Here is a 19379-nt window from a genome sequence, read left to right on the forward strand (position 1 = left end):
CGCGGGATCCGCCGAGACGACGACCTCGCCCACGCCTACCGCAACTGGCTCCAAGCCGCTTGACAGCCAATAGGAGCATCAGTGCCCGCCAAGCGGTCGTGCGCGCTGCAACACCACGAACAAGTACACGCTCGTGCACACGCACACACACTCCTGCACATCCGAAACCGAACAGCTCCCAACCCCCGGAGCGGCTGCTGCCGCGACCGACACGCGGTCGCCAGCAAGAAGTCCGACCACCTCGACGCGATGGTCCTTGCAAACATCCTTCGCACCGACATGGCCGCCCACCGGCCGCTACCTCGCAACAGTGAACTCGCCGAGGCCGTCGCGGTCTTGGCCAGAGCACAGCAAGACGCCGTCTGGGACCGCACCCAGGCAGCCAACAATCTCCGCTCCCACCCGCGCGCATACTTCCCCGGCTTCCTCACCGCCTTCCAGTCCTCATGCGAGGGACTGTGCTCCCCGCTCGCGCGTGTGGTCCTGGCCGCTGCCCCACTCCGGAACGCGCCGCGAAGCTCACCCGTACCCAGCTGCGGTCACTCCTCATGAAGGCCGGCCGCCAGCGCGGCATCGAGGCTGAAGTCGACCGGCTACGCGAAGCCTTCCGACTTGTGCACAATCTGACCCGCATGCAACTGATCCGCACCTGTGCGGCCTGGCAGCCGGAGGAGACCGCGTTCCGCAACCCCATATCGGCGACCCGCATCGCGATCATACGTCGCTCGGGAGGCCTACTACCTGATCAAGAAGGACAGCAGGGGCTACCAGCGGGCGGGGCCGAGTGCGATGTCGTGTCTGAGCTGCTGGCCGGTCCGGTCCACGAGCAGGAACTGGGCATACGGTGCGTGCTGTGAGGAGGAGGCGATCAGGGTGTACGCCCCCGGGGGAAGCCCGGTGATCTGGTAGCGGCCGTTCACCGTCCTGCCCTGCGTCCAGCGCTGGCCCTGGCCGGTCACCACAGTGATCCACGCCTCGCAGCCGCCGGGGTGCACCGGGCAGCGCAACGTGCCGCTGACAGTGCCCGTGGCAGCGGTGTGCGTCGGGTCCAGCGCGTGGGCGGCTCGTTGTGGTGCGTCGGCCCTGTCGGCGGGACGGGACGGGCCGGCGGCCCCTCCGGCCCGATGGCGGCCGTGTCCCTGTCCGGCCACCCGGGGGGCGGGGGATCCCACGTCCGAGTGGCAGGCGGCGGTGGTGTCGGCAGCCGCCGCCGGCTGCGGCGCGATGATCACGCTCAGGCCGACGGTGTCTGCCAGGTTCGCCAGCACCTCATCCAGGGCGGACAGTTCCCGAAGGGCGACACCGAGCCGCTCAGCTTCCCGCCCGGTGGGGGCGTTCAACAGGAGGGATTCGGTTTCGCGGATCATCGGACTGACCCGGGTCCACCTACCGCTGCGCCGCCCCGTCGTAATCTGCTCCTGCAGGGCGTGCAGGGAATCGGTGAAGACCTCGGTGATCTGCTCCGCTCGGGCACGCAGCGGGGCGGCGAGATCGATGTCGGCGGCGGTGGCCAGCGCGTGTGCGTGCTGGGTTGCGGTGCCGAACAGGGCGAGGAGGTTCTCGTTGCGGCGCCCGCGCACCCCCAGCGGCATGCAGACCAGCGGCTTTAGCGCGTCTCGCAGTTGGAAGAGGGCGGCATCCACGCCGCGGGCCGCACCGCGCAGCCGGGTCGGTGCCTCGGGGTCCCGCCAGCGCTCGGCGACCTGAGCGATGAGCTGCTCCAGTGCGGAGAGGTAGCCGCGCTTGGCCTCGCGGTCGATCTTGCTGTTCGACACAGGGAAGATGACGGCGGCGCACACGGTGGCGATCACGATGCCCACGCCGTTGTCGATCAGCCGCTTCGTCAACAGCCAGTTCATGCCGGAGTACGGCATGCTCAGGCCGTACAGCTGAGTCAGCGCGGCGACGAGCCCGACGACGAAGTAGGCGTAATGCCGCTGCATCCCCCATACGCACAGGGACATCGCGACCACGATGAACGCCGTGGTCTGGTAGATGTGGCCCGGGCCGATCAGATGGAGCGCGCCGATCCCCAGCACCGCCCCGACGGCCGTTCCGAGCAGCCGGTGCGCGAGTTTGCGCAGCCGGTCCGGTGTGGTGCTGACACCGAACAAGGACAGCATCACCCCGCTGATGCCCCAGTAGAAGTGGCCCGGGTCGATCGCGTCGGTGATCGGGCAGACGATGGCGATGGCGATCGCGGTCTGCAGCGGTGTGCGCAGAGAGGGCACGGCACCCCGCCAGCCGCTGGCGCCGTGGGCCATGCCCGCACGCTGTGCGACCAGCGCGGTTCCGGCCGGGCGGTTTTGCACCAGCACCACGGTCTTTCGGAACGGGACCCTGGCGCGCTCCGTGGGTGAGTTCTCTCCCAGGTTCAGCCAGCACGCGAGTGCGTCGGCGAAGGCATCGAGCAGATCGCCGACCCGGCGGGCCAGCGCGCGGACCTCGGCCTCCTCGGCGCTCATGCCTTCCTGGCCGGCACCGGCTTGCTGCCGGATCAGGTCGGCGGCCGGGCGCAGCGCGTCGGCCCGGCCCAGGTGCGTGTCCCGAGCGATGACCAGGCTGACAACCATCGCCTCGCGCAGCCGGGTGGGCACGTGACGGGACGCCAGCTGCTGCACCGCTTGTCCGATGCCCTGCAGGGCGAGTTCAGCGTTGAAGAGGTACTGGTGCAGGAGCTCGGCGGTGTGCGGATCGGCCGCCATCGCGGGTTGGTCGAGGTGGCCGTCGATGGTCAGCGTGGTGATGTTCAGCCGCCGCAGCGTGCGCCGCATACGCCTGACCGCCCTGGCCCGGTTGGCGTTCGGAGTCAGGGCGACCGATGCGGTTTCGGTGACCCGCCGCGCCTCGACCAGAAAGGCGCGCTGGGTGCGCAGCAAGTCCTCGCGCGGCATGGGATAGCACAGCACGAGCCAGGCGACCAGCATGGCAACCGTGGTGGCGATGCCGAGGATGAGGATCCGCCACCACAGGGCCAACGGGATCGGCGCTACCATGCCGAACATGCTGGCGGCGAACATCATGGTGCCAGCGGTCAGCCAGATCGGGCCGAAGCGTGCCAGCACGAAGATCATGGCCGCCAGCAGCCCTATCAGGCACATGCTGAGTATCCGGTGGGGATGCAGCCACAAGACAAGCGGCAGTACCGCGGAGAACGGCAGCGGCATCCACAAGATGGCGCGGGCCAGACGCAGCGGGGTCTTCTCGGCAACCAGGAAGCAGCTCAGAAATCCCATGAGGCCGCCCAGCAGCATGCTCAAGAACACGGGCACGCCCAGCGGGTCGGACAGTTCGTAGCCAGCCGTCAAGGCGACCGACATGGACACCAGTGCACGCCAGCCCGCTTGGAGCTGGAGTAGCCCGGGGTCTGCGGCGAGCACCCAGTCCCACCAGCGTCTCGGCCCGCTGACCCGGTGCGGGACGTGGACCGGGGGCGGCCCGGCGGCGTCCACCGCCGCGTCCGCTTGGCGGGTCTCCGTAGTTGACGTGCTCAACTGTCCTCCGTGGCAAGTGTTTGTACGATCACGTGAATAACACCGCGCGGGCCAACGCGACGGCGCGTTCCGAGTTCAGTCGCCGTCGCGACTGGCAGTCAGGCATCGCGGTAGTGCCCTGCCTGCGGTGGAGCAGCGAAATACGGGGCGGGCACCGATCGCCGCTGGAACTGATCGGACCTCCGAAATGCTTCGGTAGATCGATGCGTGCACGTCGCTGCGGGTATCCGGCACCCGCAGCAGGCCCGGGCGGACGCGTTGTGAGGGGTGCGCGCGACGGCGGGCTCGGGCGGGGTCGACGCTGATACCGGCCAGGCGCGCGCCTGTTTCCGGACTGGATGGACCGTGCGCCTGCGCCGGTGTGGTCCTGGCGCGGGGGTGCGCCAGAACCTGCGCACCCCGGGGCCGGAGGCGCGTCGGTTAGAAGTTCCCTACCACAGGGTGCGGGACGTAGGGTGCCTCGAGTTCGGCCACTTCTTCGTCGGTCAGGCTGACTTCCAGCGCGGCCAGTGCGTCGTTGAGGTGGCCGGGCTTGCCCGCACCCACGATCGGGGCGGAGATCACCGGGTTGCGTAGCAGCCACGCGAGCGCGACCTGCGCCCGAGGAATGCTCCGCGCGGCGGCGATCTTGGCGACCTGCTCAACGACCGCCCTGTCGGCGGCTTCGGTGGCGTTGTACAGGGTGTCGCCGAAGGCGTCGGCCGAGGACCGGTCGGTCACCGTGTCCCAGTCCCGGGTGAGGCGCCCACGGGCCAGCGGACTCCACGGGATGACACCGATCCCCTGGTCGGCGCACAGGGGCAGCATCTCGCGCTCTTCCTCGCGGTTCAACAGGTTGTAGTGGTCCTGCATGGACACAAAGCGCGCCCACCCGTTCATCTTCTGCAGGTACAACGCCTTGCTGAACTGCCAGGCGTACATGGACGAGGCGCCGATGTAGCGGACCTTGCCGGATTTCACCACGTCGTGCAGGGCCTCGAGGGTTTCCTCCATCGGCACCTTCGGGTCCAGACGGTGGATCTGGTAGAGGTCGATGTAGTCGGTGCCCAGACGGGTGAGGCTGGCGTCGACCTCGGTGAAGATCGCCTTACGGGACAGTCCGCCGCCGTTCGGCCCCGGACGCATGACGCCACAGACCTTGGTCGCGACGACGACCTCGTCCCGGCGGGCGAAATCCCTGACGGCGCGCCCGAGGATCTCCTCGCTCGAGCCATCCGAGTAGACGTTCGCCGTGTCGAAGAAGTTGATGCCGGCCTCGATCGCCTGCTTGAGGATCGACCGGCTGTCTTCCTCGGGCATGCTCCACGACGGGTAACCGCGTTCCGGTTCACCGAAGGTCATGCAGCCCAGGCAGATGGGTGAGATGTCGAGACCGGTATGGCCGAGCTTCACATATTCCATGTTGATGTCACTCTCCGCGTATCACAGGCAATGGAAGCCCGTTTTACTCTTCTGATGTCGCCTCAGCTGCGAGGCTGCTGGGCGGTCGGCGTGCTGCGGGCCCCGTGCCGGCGCGGGATCGGCGGCGCCGGCATGGGGGCCTCGCAGGTGGATTGCCGGAGGGAGGGTCCGTCCAGCGGTTTCGTCCGCGGTCTGTTACCAGGTCTGTTCGCCGGCGCGGACGAGGATCTCGTTGACGGCGACCCGGCGGTCCCGTGTGACGATGTAGGAGACCGCGTCGGCGATGTCCTCGGGGCGCAGCATCTCCATGCCCTCGACCTGCTTCTCGATCGCCTGTCGGACACCGTCGCGCAGGTGCGAGCTGAGCTCCGTGGCCACGGTGCCGGGCTCGACCACGCTCACCCGCACGCGCTTTTGCATGACCTCCTGCCGCAGCGCCTCGGTGAATCCGTTGACGCCGAACTTGGTCAGGTTGTAGACGGCCGTCCCGGGCCGGGCCACCCGGCCTGCGGTGGAACTGATGTTGACCAGGTCCGCCACCCGGCGCGGGGAGTCCTCCGCGGCGCGCAGGAGGTGCGGCAGCGCAGCGTGGGTGACATACAGCAGGCCCTGGACATTGATCTCCAGCATGCGCTCCCACTCCTCGAGCGGGGAGTCCACAGCCTGCCCGACGCCCATGGTGCCGGCGTTGTTGACGACCGTGTCCAGGCGCCCGAACTCGGTCACCACAGCCTCCACGGCCGCCGCGGCCTGCTGCTGGTCGGTGATGTCCGCGGTGACCACGAAGGCCTTCCCGCCATCGGCGCGGACTTTGTCCGCGAGCTCTTCCAGCCTCTCGCGCCGCCGTCCGAGGACGGCGACGGCCGCGCCTTCAGCGGCGAGGCTGCGCGCCGTCGCCTCGCCTATGCCGCTGCTGGCGCCGGTCACCAGCGCCACCGTGTTCTGCAGTCGTCCGGTCATGATGTCTTCCTCCATGTGTGGTGATCGCGGCCTGACAGGCCGCAGGTTGTAGCGGGCCGCGGCCGACGGACGTTTGGGCGGGGCCCAAGCGCGGGCCCGCGTTGCCGTCGTACCGAGTGCGGTGGGAAGTGCCGCCGCTCCGACCCGTCTATCTCGGCCCGTGCGGGGCGGCCTGGGCGCGCAAGAGGCTGCCCGTGGTCCGTTGCGGCCGCCGATGTGCGGGCGAGGGCTTGTGGGTGGTGGTGCCGGTTCAGTGGGTGTGTTGCAGCAGTTCGACGAGGTTGCCCTCGGGGTCGGCGAGGTAGGCGAAGCGGATCCCGGGCCGCCGGGCCGGTGCCGGCGGGGAGATGGCGCGGGCGCCGCAGGCGACCGCGGTGGAAACCGCCGCCTCCAGGTCGTCCACGGTGAGGGCCCAGTGGAAGTAGCCCTGGACGCCTGCGCCCTCGACCGGATCGGCGAAGTGCTGCGGTGCCGAGCCGACGCGCTCGGTCAGTTCGATCGAGGCGCCGCCGGGGCCGCTGAGGAGCGCAATCCGGATACCAGTCTCGGGAATCTCGGTCTGGTACCTGTCGTGGAAGCCGAACGCCTCGATGTAGAAGTGGCGTTGCCGGTCGAGGTCGGCGACCGACAGCCCGATGTGATCAAAGGAAACCGTGGACATGGCCAGTTGTGATGCCTTTCCGGTCAGCGGGCCGTGTATCCGCCGTCGACCGGGAGGGCCGCGCCAGTGACGAAGCTGGACCGGTCGGAGCACAGCCACAGGACGGCGTCGGCGATCTCTTCGGGTTCGGCGATCCTGCCGATCGGGTGGGCTGCCACCCGGGCGGCCATCACCTCCGGCGAGCGGCCTTCGGCGATCAGCGGTGTATTGACCAGGCCGACGACGAGAGCATTGACCCGGATGCCGTCCGGCCCGTAGTCGAGCGCAGCCGTCCGGGTCAGCCCGACGACGCCGTGCTTGGCCGCGGTGTACCCGGCGAAGCCCGCCACTCCCACCACGCTCGCCCCGGAGCCGATATTGACAACGGAGCCGAAGCCCTGCGCCTGCATCTGACGCAGCTGGTACTTCATCGACAGGAACGTCCCCCGCAGATCGGTGGCGATCATGCGGTCGAAGGTCTCGACGGGGTAGTCAGCCGTCTTCCGCAGATCGTCTCCGCCACTGATCCCGGCGCTGTTCACGCCAAAGTCCAGCCGCCCGGAGTCACCAACCGCCACCTCGACCGCATGCGCGACCGACTGCTCGTCGCTGACATCACACGCCACATGGCGGGCGGTGCCACCGGCTTCGGTGATCATCCGAACGGTCTCCTCCAGGGTGGCCACCGTGCGTCCGGCGACCGTCACGGTGCAGCCGGCCGCGGCCAGGGCGAGTGCCGAGGCCCGGCCGATACCGGTTCCACCGCCGGTGACCAGCGCCGTAGTGCCCTCGAAAGACTTGTCCATGATCTCTTTCCTGTCTTCCCTGCCTGATCCTGTTCGGGTGGCGTAGTTCTTCAGTGAGGCCAGAGCCGGGGAGCGCGTCGGCGGGATCGTCCCACGTGACCTCGATCACGTCGCGGGAGACCTGCCGGCGGGCATCGCCCACGCCCTTGTGGTGGTTGCCTCGGTTCCGAGGGCGGCAAGGAGCCGGTCATGCATGACACCGCCGGACGGGCCGGAGTGCGGCCGCTCACGGAGAAGCCCGATGCCGCAGTACTCTGCCATCCGGAACCAGTTCCGGTTGAACCATAAGCGGAACCGGTTCCGGTTGCAAGTGTGGCAGGAAGAGGGCCGTGACTAACCGACGACGACAGGGGCGGCACCCGACGACAGGGCCGTCACCGCGCGACAGCCCAGGTAACCGCGAGTCGACGCACAACCTCGCGGTAGCTCGGGGTTGTTGAAGCCAACGAGCAGTTCCGGACGCCCTGGCGCCACAGTTGCACGCGCTCTCGCCCACACAGACCAAACTCGCCGTCTCCTGCGGGCGACTGCTTCGCACAGGTTCCGGCAACAGGGCGGACAAACCGGATCGCATCCCGGCGGCATGGCTCTGACATGACAGAGGCGGGGTGACAGGTCATCCGCACGGTGCTGCCGGTTCTGGCCTCAGGCCTGGTCGCACGGCCCGGGGCGGACGGCCGAAGCGGAACCGCCAGCGGCAGGTGGTGGACTCAGCCTGCTGGTCGTCGACCACGGCGTGAAGCGGGCTGCCTGCGGAATCCCCACCGTATCGGCGGGTGAACGCCTTCGTCCGGCGCCGACAGGTGACGAGCCGGCTCGCCGAACGCCAGGTCAAGAGGCCATGGGGATCGAGTCGCCGCCGGTCCACCCGGCGAGCGTTCCGGGTGGACACCCGGGGCCGCGGCGTCCGCGTGCCATCCCCCGTTCGGACGCGGTCGGTGGGCGCTTTGTCAGCGGCTTTGTGACATTCGTCTCGGGGATCTGTCGGACTGGCAGGCGCGGGCCCAGCTCCTGCTCTGTGCGCGTGGCGCCAGCGGGGAGACCCGTCGGTACCACGTCTCCCGTGTCGGCGACCGAGCCCTGTCGTGGTTCCGGTCACCGAGTCGGCGATGCGAGGAGGTGCTCCTCGCCGGGTGCGGCAGCCACCTCCCCCGACCAGCGGACACGACAGGACGGTTCTCAGGTGATGAACAGGCGGACTTTCGGCAAGGCCCTCGGCGCCGCCACGACGAGCACAGCGGCTGCCTCACTGGTGGGGATTCCCGCCCCCTCCTCGGCCTCGGCGGCCGCCCGAAGGGGCGCGGAATCAGCCGGGCCGGACCAGGCGCGAGGGACCCTCTCCTTCGGTGCGCTGAAGCAGATCCGGGCCGGCGAGCTGAGCATCGGCTACGCCGAGGCGGGACCCGCCCACGGCCCCGCGGTGATCCTGCTGCACGGCTGGCCGTACGACATCCACAGCTACGTCGAGGTGGCACCGCTGCTGGCCACGCACGGCTACCGTGTCATCGTCCCCTACCTGCGCGGCTACGGGACGACCACCTTCCTGTCCCCCAAGACGTTTCGCAACGCCGAGCAGGCGGTGTTCGCGGTGGACATCATCGCGCTGATGGACGCCCTGCGGATCGAGCGCGCCGTCCTCGGCGGCTTCGACTGGGGATCCCGCACCGCCGACATCATCGCCGTGCAATGGCCGGAGCGCTGCAGGGCCCTGGTCTCCGTAAGCGGCTATCTCATAACCGACCGGAAGCAGCAGCGCCTGCCGCTGCCCCCGGCGGCCGAGTGGGCGTGGTGGTACCAGTACTACTTCTCCACCGAGCGGGGCGAGTTGGGCCTTGCGGAGTACCGGCACGACTTCGCCAAGCTCATCTGGCACAACGTCTCACCGACCTGGCACTTCAGCGACGCCACCTTCGACCGCACCGCCCAGGCGTTCGACAACCCCGACTACGTCCGCATCGTGATCCACAACTACCGCTGGCGGCTCGGTCTCGCACCGGGCGACCCGCGCTACGACGACCTCGAGGCGAGACTCGCAGAAGGCCCACCCATCCATGTGCCCACCGTCACACTCGACGGTGCGCTGGACCCCTTCACCCCGCCTGGCAACGGCGCCGCGTACCGCGCGAAGTTCACCGGGCCCTACGCCCACCGCACGCTGAAGGGCATCGGCCACAACGTCCCGCAGGAGGCGCCCGAGGCGTTCACCCAAGCGGTCCTGGACGCCGACCGCATGTGACACCGCTCGGGCCCGGGTTCAGGCGGGCAGTCGCGGCACGCTGTCGATCAGGCGGCGGGTGTAGGGGTGCGCCGGGCGGCCGAGCACCGGGGCGGTGTCGCCCTGCTCCACGACGCGGCCCCGCTCCAGTACGGCGGTGCGCTCGCACAGGGACGCCACGACCGACAGGTCGTGGGAGACCATCACGAGCGTCAGCCCTTGTTCCTGCTTGAGTTCCGCGAGCAGGTCGACGACCTTGACCCGGGTGGTGACGTCGAGTGCGCTGACGGGCTCATCGGCCAGCAGCACCCGTGGATGGCACACCGTGGCTCGGGCGATGGCGATCCGCTGGCGCTGTCCTCCGGAGAACTCGTGCGGGTAGCGGTCCATCGCGTCGGCCGGAAGGCCGACCCGTTCCAGGGCCGCCGCCACCTTCGCCACGGCGGAGGACCGTGTGTCGATACCGAGGGAGCGCAGCGGTTCGGCCACGACGGCGCCCACGCGACGACGCGGGTCGAGCGAGGAGTACGGGTCCTGGAAGACACACTGGACGCTGCGCCGGAACCGGCGCATCTGCTCCCGGTCGCGCAGGGACAGGTCGGCACCGTCGAAGCGGACAGTCCCGGCGGTGGGCCGGGACAGCCCCAGCAGCAGGCGCAGGAGCGTCGTCTTGCCCGCCCCCGACTCGCCGACGAGGGCGAGGCTGTGCCCCGCTTCGACGGCGAGCGAGATGTCCTGTACCGCGTCGACCGCGCTCCCCCTGTGGCGCAGCGCCACGTCTCTCAGTTCCAGTACGGGCGTCACCGCGGGCTCCTCAGGTCCAGGGCGGCCTCCAGCCTCCGTGCGCTGGCCACGAGCGATGTGGTGTACTCCTCGCGCGGAGAGCGGACGAGGTCGTGGACGGTTCCCGTCTCGACGGCCCGGCCGTCCTTCATCACCAGAGCCCGGTCGGTCACCCGCGCCACCACGGCGAGGTCGTGGCTGACGAAGATCACCGCCATTCCCCGTTCTCGGACGAGGGTGTCGAGGAGATCCAGCATCTCCGCCTGCACGGACACGTCCAGCGCGGTCGTCGGCTCGTCCGCGATCAGCAGTCTGGGCTCGCAGGCCAAGGCCATCGCCAGGGCGACGCGCTGCCGCTGTCCGCCCGAGATCTCATGCGGAAAGGCCCGGGCGACACGCTCGGGTTCCGGCAGCCGTACCTGTGCCAGCATGTCGCCGACGGCGTCGCGGAGCGCGGCGCCCTTGAGGCCCCTGCGTCTGGCGAGGGGCTCGGCGATCTGCCGGCCCACGCGCATCAACGGGTCGAGCGCGGTGAGGGGCTCCTGGAATACGACCGCGGCGTCCCGGCCACGCACCGAAGTGAGCGCCCTCTCGGTCGCGCCGACGATCTGGGTGCCGGCGAGTTCGACGCTGCCGGTGGCGGTCATGCCGCTGGGCAGCAGACCGAGGACTGCCAGCGTGGTGAGCGACTTGCCGGACCCGGACTCGCCGATGAGGCCGAGCCGTTCACCGCCGGCCACGGTGAAGGAGAGGTCGTCGATCAGCACGCTGCCCTCGGCGGTCCGGACGGTCAGCCCGCGTACATCGAGGAGGGTCATGAGCGCCTCCGACCGGTCGCCGGATCGAGGGTTTCCCGCAAACCGTCGGCGATGAGGTTGACGCCGATCACGAGCAGGACGAGCAGAATGCCGGGGGCGAGGGCCCCGGCGGGGGCGGTGGTGAAGGTGGCCTGGGCCTCCTGGAGCATGCGGCCCCATGAGGCGTTGGGCGGTGGGGCGCCAAGCCCCAGGTACGACAGGCTCGCCTCGGCCAGCACGGCGAGTCCGAACTGCAGGGCCAGGTTGACCACGAGGGTGGGCCAGACGTTGGGCAGGACGTGTCCGAGCACGATACGCGGCCAGGACGTGCCGGAGGTGCGTGCGGCGGTGATGTAGTCCTGCGTCAGGACGCGTTTGACCAGGATGCGTGCCAGTCGGGCGACGATGGCGCTCTGCGCCAGACCGATGGCGAGGACGGCGGATCCCAGGGTCGCCGAGCGCGCGGCGACGATAAGCATGGCGAGCAGCAGCGTCGGGAAGGCGATCAGGATGTCGAGGAACGCGGAGAGCGTGTCGTCGAGCCAGCCCTGTGCGAACGCGGCGAGCACGCCGAGCACGATGCCGATGGTGGCGGCGATGAGCACGGACCCCAGGCCCGCCTCGACGGCGATCCGCGAGCCGGTCATCACCTGGGTGAACAGGTCGCGGCCCAGTTTGTCGGTACCCAGCAGATGTCCCCCGCCCGGTCCTGTCAGCCGTCCGCCGGAGGTGTCGTCGGCGGGGTAGGGCAGCCAGAACAGGGAGACCACGGCGAGGAGCGCAATGAGGCCGGCCAGGGCAGAACCGACGACGAGTGTGGCGGAGACGTGGGAACGGCGCCCGGCCCGTGGCGCCCCTGCAGGCCGTGCCACTTCGAGTGTGTCGGCCGGAGTCACCGGGCACCTCCCGAGAGCCGTCCGCGTAGTCGCGGGTCGACGATTCGCTGGAGCAGGTCCGCGGCGAAGCCGATGAACAGCACACCGAGGGTGGAGACGAACAGCACGCCCTGGATGACCGGGTAGTCGTGCTGGGCGATGCCGGTGGCGAGCATCGAGCCGAGGCCCGGTAGTGCGTACACCGACTCCACGACGACCGCGCCGAGCAGGGTCGAGGCGAGTTCGATACCGAGGACGGAGATCACCGGCACGGAGGCGTTGCGCAGACCGTGCCGCCACATCGCGCGTCCGAAGGACGATCCCAGGGCGCGTGCGGTGCGCAGGTAGTCGCTGTCCAGAACGTCGAGGGTCGCTGAGCGGACGTAGCGGATCAGGGACGCGCTCATCACCAGGGCGATGGTGGCGACCGGCAGAGCGAGGGAGCGGATCGCGTCCGCAGGCTCGGACCAGCCGTCCTGCGGGAATCCGCCTGCCGGCAGCCAGCCCGCGTTCAGGGCGAACACGTCGACGAGGATCATGCCGAGCCAGAACACCGGGACGGCGATGCCCAGCTGGGACACGCCGCTGAGCAGGGCGCCGTACCAGGTGTGGCGCTTGTGCGCGGCGACGAATCCGGCGGGAACGGCGATGAGGACGGCGAGGACGAAGGCGGCCAGGGTGAGCGGGACGGTGATGTTCAGCCGGGAGGCGACCTCGGGTCCGACCGGCAGCGAGCTGACGAAGGAGGTGCCGAGGTCGCCGCTCGCCAGTTGCCCGAGCCAGTGGGTGAACTGCTCGGGCAGCGGTTTGTCGGAGCCGATGGAGTGCCGTGCCGCGGCGATCTGTTCGGGGCTCGCGCCCACTGCCGTGAGGGCGTTGGCCGGGTCGCCGGGCAGCATGCGCAGCAGTACGAACAGCACCACGCTCGCGAGAGCCAGCGACACCACCAGGAAGACGAGGCGGCGCAGGACGTAACGCGCCATTATCCCTTCTTCTCGATGTCGTAGGCGTAGAACTGGGAGTTGAGGCCGTTGAGGGGGTAGCCCGACAGCTTGCTGCTGGCGACCACGATCTGCGGGTACAGGTACAGCCAGTCGCTGGCCGCGTCCTCGGCGGTCTTCTCGTTGACCTTCTTCAGCAGCGCGGTCTGCTCGGTCGTGGTGGAGGCCTCCTCCGCCTGCTGGACCCACTGTGTGACCTGCTTGTTGTCATAGCCCCAGTAGAAGTCGGGGTTCCCGTACCAAACGAGGTCGCGATCGTTGACGTGCTCCTGGAGCGTGGCGGTGAAGTCGTGGTTCTTGTAGACCTTCGTGTACCACTCGTCGGGCGTGATCGTGTTGATCGTGACGGTGATGCCGACCTTGGCCAGCTGGGACTTGATGAAGGTGGCGGCGGTGGGGTGCGGGTCGTAGTTCGGGGTGTCGAGGGTGAAGGCGAAGCCCTTGGCGTACCCGGCCTCGGCGAGCAGTTGCTTCGCACGCGCCGGGTCGTAGGCGTTGACCTTGGTGAGGTCCTCGTACCACGGGTCGGTGGGCGGCACCATCGAGCCGATGAGCTTGCCGTACCCGCCCCAGACCGATTCCAGCAGCTTCTTGTCGTCGATGGCGGCGGACACGGCCTGGCGCACCTTGACGTCCGTGAAGGGCTTGGCCTTGTCGTTGAAGGCGAGCAGCAGCTTGGTGGTGGAGTTGCCGTCGCTGACCTTGTAGTTCTGGTTGTTCTTGAACTGGTCCAGGGCGTCCGGTGACTGCTCGCTGGTGACCACGTCGACCGCGTTGGTCAGCAGCGCGTTGTTGATGGCCGTGGCGTCCTTGTAGTAGTGGAAGACGACCGCCTTGTTCCTGGCGGCGTTGCCCCAATAACCCGCGAACCGGTCCAGGCTCAGCGCGGAACCGTGGGTCCACTTGTCCAGCTTGTACGGGCCGGTGCCGTCCTCCGTCGTCTTCAGGTTCTTGGCCTGGGAGTTGATGATCCAGACGTAGGAGAGGTTGTAGACGAAAGAGATCGACTTCTGCGACAGAGTGACCTTGACGGTCCGCGTGTCAGGGGTGGCGATGTCCTTGATGACCTCGAGGTTGCTCTTGCGGGCCGACTGGGAGTCGTCCGCGATGACCTTCTGCAGGCTGTACTTGACGTCCTGGCTGGTGAGTTCCTTACCGCTGTGGAACTTCACGCCGTCGCGCAGGGTGAAGGTGTAGGTGAGGCCGTCGCCGCTGACCTTGTAGTCCTTGGCGAGCAGCTTCTCCACACCGCCGTCGTCGGTGAGCTTGAACAGCCCTTCGTAGACGTTGCCGTTGAGCGCCTCGGTCACGCCCTGGCCACCGCCGGCAGTGTTGTCGAGGTTCTGCGGCTCGTACAGCGAGCCGATGCTGACGGTGGCGTTCTTGTCGTAGGCGCCGCCCGCGGCGCTGCCGCCCGCGCCGGAGCCGCCGCAGGCGGTCAGGGTCAAGGCGAGGGTGGCCGCGGTCGCGGTGCCGTACAGGGAGGTCTTCTTGAGGCTCATGGTGAAGGGCGCTTTCGTGCTGCGGTGCGGGGAGGCGGTCGACGGTCAGTGCTGCGTGGGGAAGCCGCCGCGGAAGACGGGAAGCTTCTCGCCGGCCTCGATGGGCAGGTGGAAGCGGTTCTGCCGCGGCGGCATCGGACAGTTGTACTGATCGGAGAAACCGCAGGGCGGCACGAAGGCGCGGTTGAAGTCGAGCAGGACGCGGTGCTCGTCCTGCGTGCGCTGCACGAAGAGGAAGCGCCCGGCTCCGTAGGTGCTGACGCCGTTGGTGGGGTCGCCGAAGACGAGCAGGAGGGTGCCGTCGTCGTCGAAGGCGCTGAGGGTGTAGTCGCGGCCGTCGACGGTGAGGGTGATGTCGCCGGGGACGACGAGTTCTCGGGTGCCGCCGTTGTCCCGCAGGTGCTCGAAGGCGATCCGACGGGCACCGGGCACGGGGGTGTACGTGGCGGGGAGGACCCAGGCCGGGTCGTGGGGGAACGTGTCGACCCGATCGAAATGGTGGATGGCGGGTGAATCGGCGTCCCAGAAGCGCAGGCCGTGCTCGGGCTCCCCGGTGACGAGGTCGGTCCGCTGGAGCGTGGTGACCGTCACAGCGTCCGGTTGACCGACGCGGGCCTTCTCCACGTCCGGGCGCTCACCGGCCGGAAGCCAGCGGGTCTCGGCCAGGGCGAGGTTCCCGGTCGGCGAGGTGAGGGCGCGATGGCGCTCGGCACGCCACGCGTGCCAGCGGCCGACGGGGCCGTCGCTGGTGAGGTGGGACACGGTCGGACTCATTCGCGTAGAGGGATCGGCGGCCTCACGCCGCGATCGTCACGCTGCGCGAAAACATGGCCCAAGCATGTTCTTTATCTTCCATAAGGGAACCTAATGTCAAATAGGGCGTACACATGTTGAGACGGCCTTCTGGAGGGGGAGCCTGCGGGCGGTCAGGACCGGCTCCATGCTGACGCCTCACCTCCGGCGTCCCGCCGCCGTTTCCGGCGGTTGATCCTCCTGCTTTCCCGTGCCTTCCGCTCGTTCTTCGCCGTCGCGGCCGCGCTGTCCGGCCTCGACGGCCGATCTGTGGTGTGTTCGGCAGGCTCGGCGCGATCGTTCGAGACCAAGCAGATCCACGCCGGTGCCGAACCCGACGCGATGGCCGGCGCGCGGGCGGTATGAATCCACCCGACCGTCTCCTTCGTGTTATGTGACATCCACCACGCGGCCGGTGCGTTGCCCCCTCGCCAAGCCCGGCAAGGTCCACACACGGATCCACAACCGCACCCGGGACGTCTCGAGCGGCACATCGCGCCTTCGAGGTCGGAGTCGCCGCTGTTCATGCTCGTCGTGCGACTGCTGCGACTCGTTCGACGCGAGGTGCATGTCAGCCCCAGCCCTCAACCGGTGTGACCGTCGTGGCGCAGAACGGGACGGAGGGCCTCGATGACGCCGGGGTCGTCCACGGTGGAGGGAATGGGTTCGTCGAGGCCGTCGGCGATGCCGCGCATCGTCTTGCGCAGGATCTTCCCCGAGCGTGTCTTGGGCAGGGCCGCCACGACCGTGACCTCCTTGAGCGAGGCGACGGCGCCGATGCGCTCGCGGACGAGCTGCACAAGTTCGGCCTCGACCTGGCCCCGTTCACGGCCCGTGCCCGCCTTCAGGACGACCAATCCGCGCGGTACCTGTCCCTTGAGGGCGTCGGCGACGCCGATGACGGCGCACTCGGCGACGTCAGGATGGGCGGCCAGGACCTCCTCCATGCTGCCGGTGGACAGTCGGTGCCCGGCGACGTTGATGACATCGTCGGTGCGGCCCATCACGAAGACGTACCCGTCGGCGTCGATATGGCCGCCGTCTCCGGTGAGGTAGTAGCCGTCGAAGGCGGAGAGATAAGAGGAGACGAAGCGTTCGTCGTCGTTCCAGAGCGTCGGCAACGAACCGGGAGGCAGGGGAAGCCGCACGACGATCGACCCGTCGACGCCTGCGGGCACGGGCCGGCCGGTGGGGTCCAGGACGCGGACGTCCCAGCCAGGAAGTGGGAACGTCGGGGAGCCGGGCTTGACGGGAGCGGGTTCGATGCCGACCGGGTTGGCGACGATGGGCCAGCCGGTCTCCGTCTGCCACCAGTGGTCGATGACCGGGACGCCCAGCAGAGCGCTCGCCCAGTGGTAGGTCTCGGGGTCGAGGCGCTCACCGGCCAGGAAGAGGTAGCGCAGCCCGGCCAGGTCGTACTGCGCGGTGAGCGCCCCTTTCGGATCCTCCTTGCGGATGGCCCGGAAGGCGGTGGGCGCCGTGAACATGGTCTTCACCCGGTACTCGGCGGCCACCCGCCAGAACTGGCCCGCATCCGGCGTGCCGACCGGCTTGCCCTCGTACAGAATGGTGGTCGCGCCGACGAGCAGGGGCGCGTAGACGATGTACGAGTGCCCGACGACCCATCCGACGTCGGACCCGGTGAACATCGTCTCGCCCGGACCCACGTCATACACAGCACCCTGGACCAGTGCAGTGCCACGGCGTGGCCGCCGCTGTCGCGGACGACTCCCTTGGGTTTGCCGGTCGTTCCGGACGTGTACAGGATGTACAGGGGGTCGGTCGCGGCGACCGACACGCAGCCGGCCCGGGTGGCGGCGGCGACCAGGTCCGTCCAGTCGAGATCGCCGGGCCCCAACTCGGTCGGCATCTGAGGGCGTTGCAGGATCACACGCTTCTCCGGCGTGTGGGCGGCGAGTTCGATCGCCCGGTCCAGCAGCGGCTTGTACGGGATGATGCGATTGCCCTCGATGCCACAGGAGGCGGAGACGATCACCTTGGGGGTGGCATCGTCGATGCGGACCGCGAGTTCGTGGGGCGCGAACCCGCCGAAGACCACCGAGTGAACCGCGCCGATCCGCGCGCAGGCCAGCATCGCGACAGCGGCCTCGGGAACCATCGGCATGTAGATCACGACCCGGTCGCCTCGCCCCACGCCCAGCCGTGCGAGGACCCCGGCGAAGGCAGCCACCTCGTCCCTCAGCCGCGCGTAGGTGTAGGTGCGCCGGGTGCCCGAGACCGGGGAGTCGTAGATGAGCGCGGGCTGTTCACCCCGGCCGGCCTCGACATGCCGATCGAGCGCGTTGAAACAGACGTTGAGCCGCCCGTCGGGGAACCATCGGTAGAACGGCGCCCCCGAGGAATCCAGAGCCTGTGAGGGAGCGACGTCCCAGTCGATGCCCTCCGCGGCCTTCAGCCAGAAGCTCTCCGGGTCTTCGGTGCCGGCCCGGAAAGCGTCTTCGTACGCTCCCATGGGCTACTCCTTCGTCCTCGAGGGCTGCGTGCGACCGAGTCTCCCCGCGGTGCGGACCGAAGACCAGACCGCGTCGCCGACCGCCCGAGGCCGCTGGACACCACCTGCACCTCGGGGGTGGAGAGGCAGGGACATCGCCGGCTCCCCGCCGATTTGATCGATCTTGCTGAACCACGGGGCGCAGGCCCGGTTTGCCCAGTTCGGACACGGGCACCTCCGGTTGCGCACCGTGTGGATAAAGGCAGTATGGGACCCAGGCGTTCAGTTGAGCCGCGCGTATGCGGCACTGATTACTTTCCGTAGCAGCCACTGCGCAGACGGAGGCCGGACGACACCCGTAGGGCCGCAATCCTCGCGATCCATGGTCCCGATGATTGCCCGGGCATTGGGAGGTACCAGGGATGGCTACCGAGGAGAGCCCACAAGGTCGCTTGCGGAGGTTCGTCCGCACGGTTCTGGCGCACAGGAACGGCGGCAACGGCGCCCGGCACGACCCGGCACGCGCGCGGGAGGCCTACCAGAGCTCCACCATGGGCGCGCTGATCGACGGCGTCTACGACGGCGACGTGTCGGTGGGAGAACTGCTCGAGCACGGCGACTTCGGGCTGGGCACCTTCAACCAGTTGGACGGCGAAATGCTGATCCTGGACGGTGTCTGCTACCACCTGCGCGCCGACGGATCCGTGGAGGTCGCCGACAACGGCGACCTCTCGCCGTTCGCGGCCATGACATGGTTCCGGGCCGACACCAGCCGAGAACTGACCTCGCCCATGACACGCAGCGAGCTGATGGCGCTCATCGACGGCATGGCCCGCAGCCCCAACCTGATCTACGCGATCCGGATCACCGGGCGTTTCAGCGAGGTCCGCACCCGCACCGTACGGAAGCAGGAACCGCCCTATCCATCCCTCACGGAGGCCGCCGAAGGGCAGGCCGAGACCACCTTCACCGACTTGACGGGCACCTTGGCCGGCTACCGCACCCCTGACTACGAGCAGGGCATCTCGGTGGCCGGCTACCACCTGCACTTCATCGACGACACCCACCAACACGGCGGCCACTGCCTGGACTTCCGCATCGACCACGGCACCATCGCCCTCAGCGAGCGCCCCGAGCTCCATCTGAGCCTGCCGACGACCGGCCAGTTCCTCAGCTCCGACCTCACCTCCTCCAATCTCGCGGACCGGATCCGCAAGGCAGAGGGCGGCTGAGCACATGGCATGTCTTCGGCGTGCCCGGCGACTACAACCTGGAATTCCTGGACCAGCTCGAGGCGACCGACGGCATCGACTGGGTCGGGAACTGCAACGAGCCCAACGCAGCCTACGCGGCGGACGGCTACGGCCGGCTGAACGGGATCGCCGCGCTGCACCTTCGTGGGCCAGCCGCTGTGGGGGTTGGGAGCTGTTCGGTTTCGGATGTGCAGGAGTGTGTGTGAGTGTGCACGAGCATGTACTGGTTCGTGGTGTTGCAGCGCGCACGACCGCTTGGCGGGGCACTGTCAGTGCCGGCCGGTACCGTTCTTCCTGTTGCTGATCACGTGTGGGGGAGGGGGGTGCATCGATGCGTGGTGAGTCGCTGCGTACGATCGCTGCCCCCTTCGTGGCCGTCGGCCCGTCCGGCGTGGCGATCCGCACCCG

The 19379-nt window shown here is 68.9% G+C and carries 14 protein-coding genes and 2 pseudogenes; 4 read left to right on the forward strand and 12 right to left on the reverse strand.

Annotation, left to right across the window (positions count from 1 at the left end):
* Nucleotides 1-201: 201 nt before the first annotated feature.
* A pseudogene (locus tag ACWDA7_RS38110) lies at nt 202-611 on the forward strand (IS110 family transposase); the annotation flags it as partial.
* A gap of 153 nt (nt 612-764) precedes the next feature.
* Here ACWDA7_RS38110 and ACWDA7_RS38115 read toward each other — a convergent pair.
* From ACWDA7_RS38115 to ACWDA7_RS38135, 5 genes are all read right to left on the reverse strand, one after another.
* On the reverse strand, nt 765-3494 hold the full coding sequence (locus ACWDA7_RS38115) for an FUSC family protein (RefSeq protein WP_450610711.1): 2730 nt from the start codon (nt 3492-3494) through the stop codon (nt 765-767).
* Nucleotides 3495-3914: 420 nt separating this feature from the next.
* The gene (locus tag ACWDA7_RS38120) at nt 3915-4895 is read right to left on the reverse strand and encodes an aldo/keto reductase (RefSeq protein ID WP_450610712.1); all 981 of its coding nucleotides are present in this window, start codon (nt 4893-4895) and stop codon (nt 3915-3917) included.
* A gap of 195 nt (nt 4896-5090) precedes the next feature.
* On the reverse strand, nt 5091-5855 hold the full coding sequence (locus tag ACWDA7_RS38125) for an SDR family NAD(P)-dependent oxidoreductase (protein ID WP_450610714.1): 765 nt from the start codon (nt 5853-5855) through the stop codon (nt 5091-5093).
* A gap of 250 nt (nt 5856-6105) precedes the next feature.
* Nucleotides 6106-6516 carry a VOC family protein gene (locus ACWDA7_RS38130; RefSeq protein ID WP_450610716.1) on the reverse strand — a complete coding sequence of 137 codons (411 nt, stop codon included), beginning with the start codon at nt 6514-6516 and terminating at the stop codon, nt 6106-6108.
* A 23-nt stretch (nt 6517-6539) separates the two neighbouring features.
* Nucleotides 6540-7301, reverse strand: coding sequence for an SDR family NAD(P)-dependent oxidoreductase (locus ACWDA7_RS38135; RefSeq protein ID WP_450610718.1), 762 nt, complete (start codon nt 7299-7301; stop codon nt 6540-6542).
* A gap of 1183 nt (nt 7302-8484) precedes the next feature.
* Here ACWDA7_RS38135 and ACWDA7_RS38140 point away from each other — a divergent pair.
* Complete coding sequence (locus ACWDA7_RS38140; RefSeq protein ID WP_450610720.1) at nt 8485-9537, forward strand: alpha/beta fold hydrolase; 1053 nt, start codon at nt 8485-8487, stop codon at nt 9535-9537.
* Nucleotides 9538-9555: 18 nt separating this feature from the next.
* Here the strand turns inward: ACWDA7_RS38140 and ACWDA7_RS38145 are convergent, their stop codons facing one another.
* The 7 genes and pseudogenes from ACWDA7_RS38145 to ACWDA7_RS38175 all read right to left on the reverse strand — a co-directional run bounded on the left by ACWDA7_RS38145 (nt 9556) and on the right by ACWDA7_RS38175 (nt 17739).
* Nucleotides 9556-10320 carry an ABC transporter ATP-binding protein gene (locus tag ACWDA7_RS38145; RefSeq protein WP_450610722.1) on the reverse strand — a complete coding sequence of 255 codons (765 nt, stop codon included), beginning with the start codon at nt 10318-10320 and terminating at the stop codon, nt 9556-9558.
* Entirely contained in the window at nt 10317-11117 is an 801-nt protein-coding gene (locus ACWDA7_RS38150; protein ID WP_450610724.1) for an ATP-binding cassette domain-containing protein, read from the reverse strand. The genes ACWDA7_RS38145 and ACWDA7_RS38150 overlap by 4 nt, the downstream gene beginning before the upstream one ends.
* A complete protein-coding gene (locus ACWDA7_RS38155; RefSeq protein ID WP_450610726.1) occupies nt 11114-11992 on the reverse strand; it encodes an ABC transporter permease in 879 nt (292 codons plus the stop codon). The genes ACWDA7_RS38150 and ACWDA7_RS38155 overlap by 4 nt, the downstream gene beginning before the upstream one ends.
* Nucleotides 11989-12954, reverse strand: coding sequence for an ABC transporter permease (locus ACWDA7_RS38160; RefSeq protein WP_450610728.1), 966 nt, complete (start codon nt 12952-12954; stop codon nt 11989-11991). Before ACWDA7_RS38160 ends, ACWDA7_RS38155 begins: the two co-directional genes overlap by 4 nt.
* Nucleotides 12954-14474, reverse strand: coding sequence for an ABC transporter substrate-binding protein (locus ACWDA7_RS38165; protein WP_450610730.1), 1521 nt, complete (start codon nt 14472-14474; stop codon nt 12954-12956). Before ACWDA7_RS38165 ends, ACWDA7_RS38160 begins: the two co-directional genes overlap by 1 nt.
* Nucleotides 14475-14519: 45 nt before the next feature.
* Nucleotides 14520-15248 carry a DUF1684 domain-containing protein gene (locus ACWDA7_RS38170; protein ID WP_450610732.1) on the reverse strand — a complete coding sequence of 243 codons (729 nt, stop codon included), beginning with the start codon at nt 15246-15248 and terminating at the stop codon, nt 14520-14522.
* Between the two features lie 602 nt (nt 15249-15850).
* Nucleotides 15851-17739 (reverse strand): annotated as a pseudogene (locus tag ACWDA7_RS38175) (propionyl-CoA synthetase).
* 401 nt (nt 17740-18140) lie between these two features.
* Here ACWDA7_RS38175 and budA point away from each other — a divergent pair.
* Complete coding sequence (gene budA / locus ACWDA7_RS38180) at nt 18141-18950, forward strand: acetolactate decarboxylase (protein ID WP_450610734.1); 810 nt, start codon at nt 18141-18143, stop codon at nt 18948-18950.
* Nucleotides 18951-18970: 20 nt separating this feature from the next.
* Nucleotides 18971-19177, forward strand: a complete 207-nt coding sequence (locus ACWDA7_RS38185; RefSeq protein WP_450610736.1) for a thiamine pyrophosphate-binding protein — start codon at nt 18971-18973, stop codon at nt 19175-19177.
* Nucleotides 19178-19379 lie beyond the last annotated feature (202 nt).

Source organism: Streptomyces sp. NPDC001156, assembly GCF_053598275.1.

Excerpts from the sequence above, each read along its gene's own strand:
- ACWDA7_RS38135 (WP_450610718.1), bottom strand. The coding sequence starts at position 7,301 with ATGGACAAGTCTTTCGAGGGCACTACGGCGCTGGTCACCGGCGGTGGA.
- ACWDA7_RS38130 (WP_450610716.1), bottom strand. The coding sequence starts at position 6,516 with ATGTCCACGGTTTCCTTTGATCACATCGGGCTGTCGGTCGCCGACCTC.
- ACWDA7_RS38125 (WP_450610714.1), bottom strand. The coding sequence starts at position 5,855 with ATGACCGGACGACTGCAGAACACGGTGGCGCTGGTGACCGGCGCCAGC.
- budA (WP_450610734.1), top strand. The coding sequence starts at position 18,141 with ATGGCTACCGAGGAGAGCCCACAAGGTCGCTTGCGGAGGTTCGTCCGC.
- ACWDA7_RS38150 (WP_450610724.1), bottom strand. The coding sequence starts at position 11,117 with ATGACCCTCCTCGATGTACGCGGGCTGACCGTCCGGACCGCCGAGGGC.
- ACWDA7_RS38170 (WP_450610732.1), bottom strand. The coding sequence starts at position 15,248 with ATGAGTCCGACCGTGTCCCACCTCACCAGCGACGGCCCCGTCGGCCGC.
- ACWDA7_RS38160 (WP_450610728.1), bottom strand. The coding sequence starts at position 12,954 with ATGGCGCGTTACGTCCTGCGCCGCCTCGTCTTCCTGGTGGTGTCGCTG.
- ACWDA7_RS38165 (WP_450610730.1), bottom strand. The coding sequence starts at position 14,474 with ATGAGCCTCAAGAAGACCTCCCTGTACGGCACCGCGACCGCGGCCACC.
- ACWDA7_RS38120 (WP_450610712.1), bottom strand. The coding sequence starts at position 4,895 with ATGGAATATGTGAAGCTCGGCCATACCGGTCTCGACATCTCACCCATC.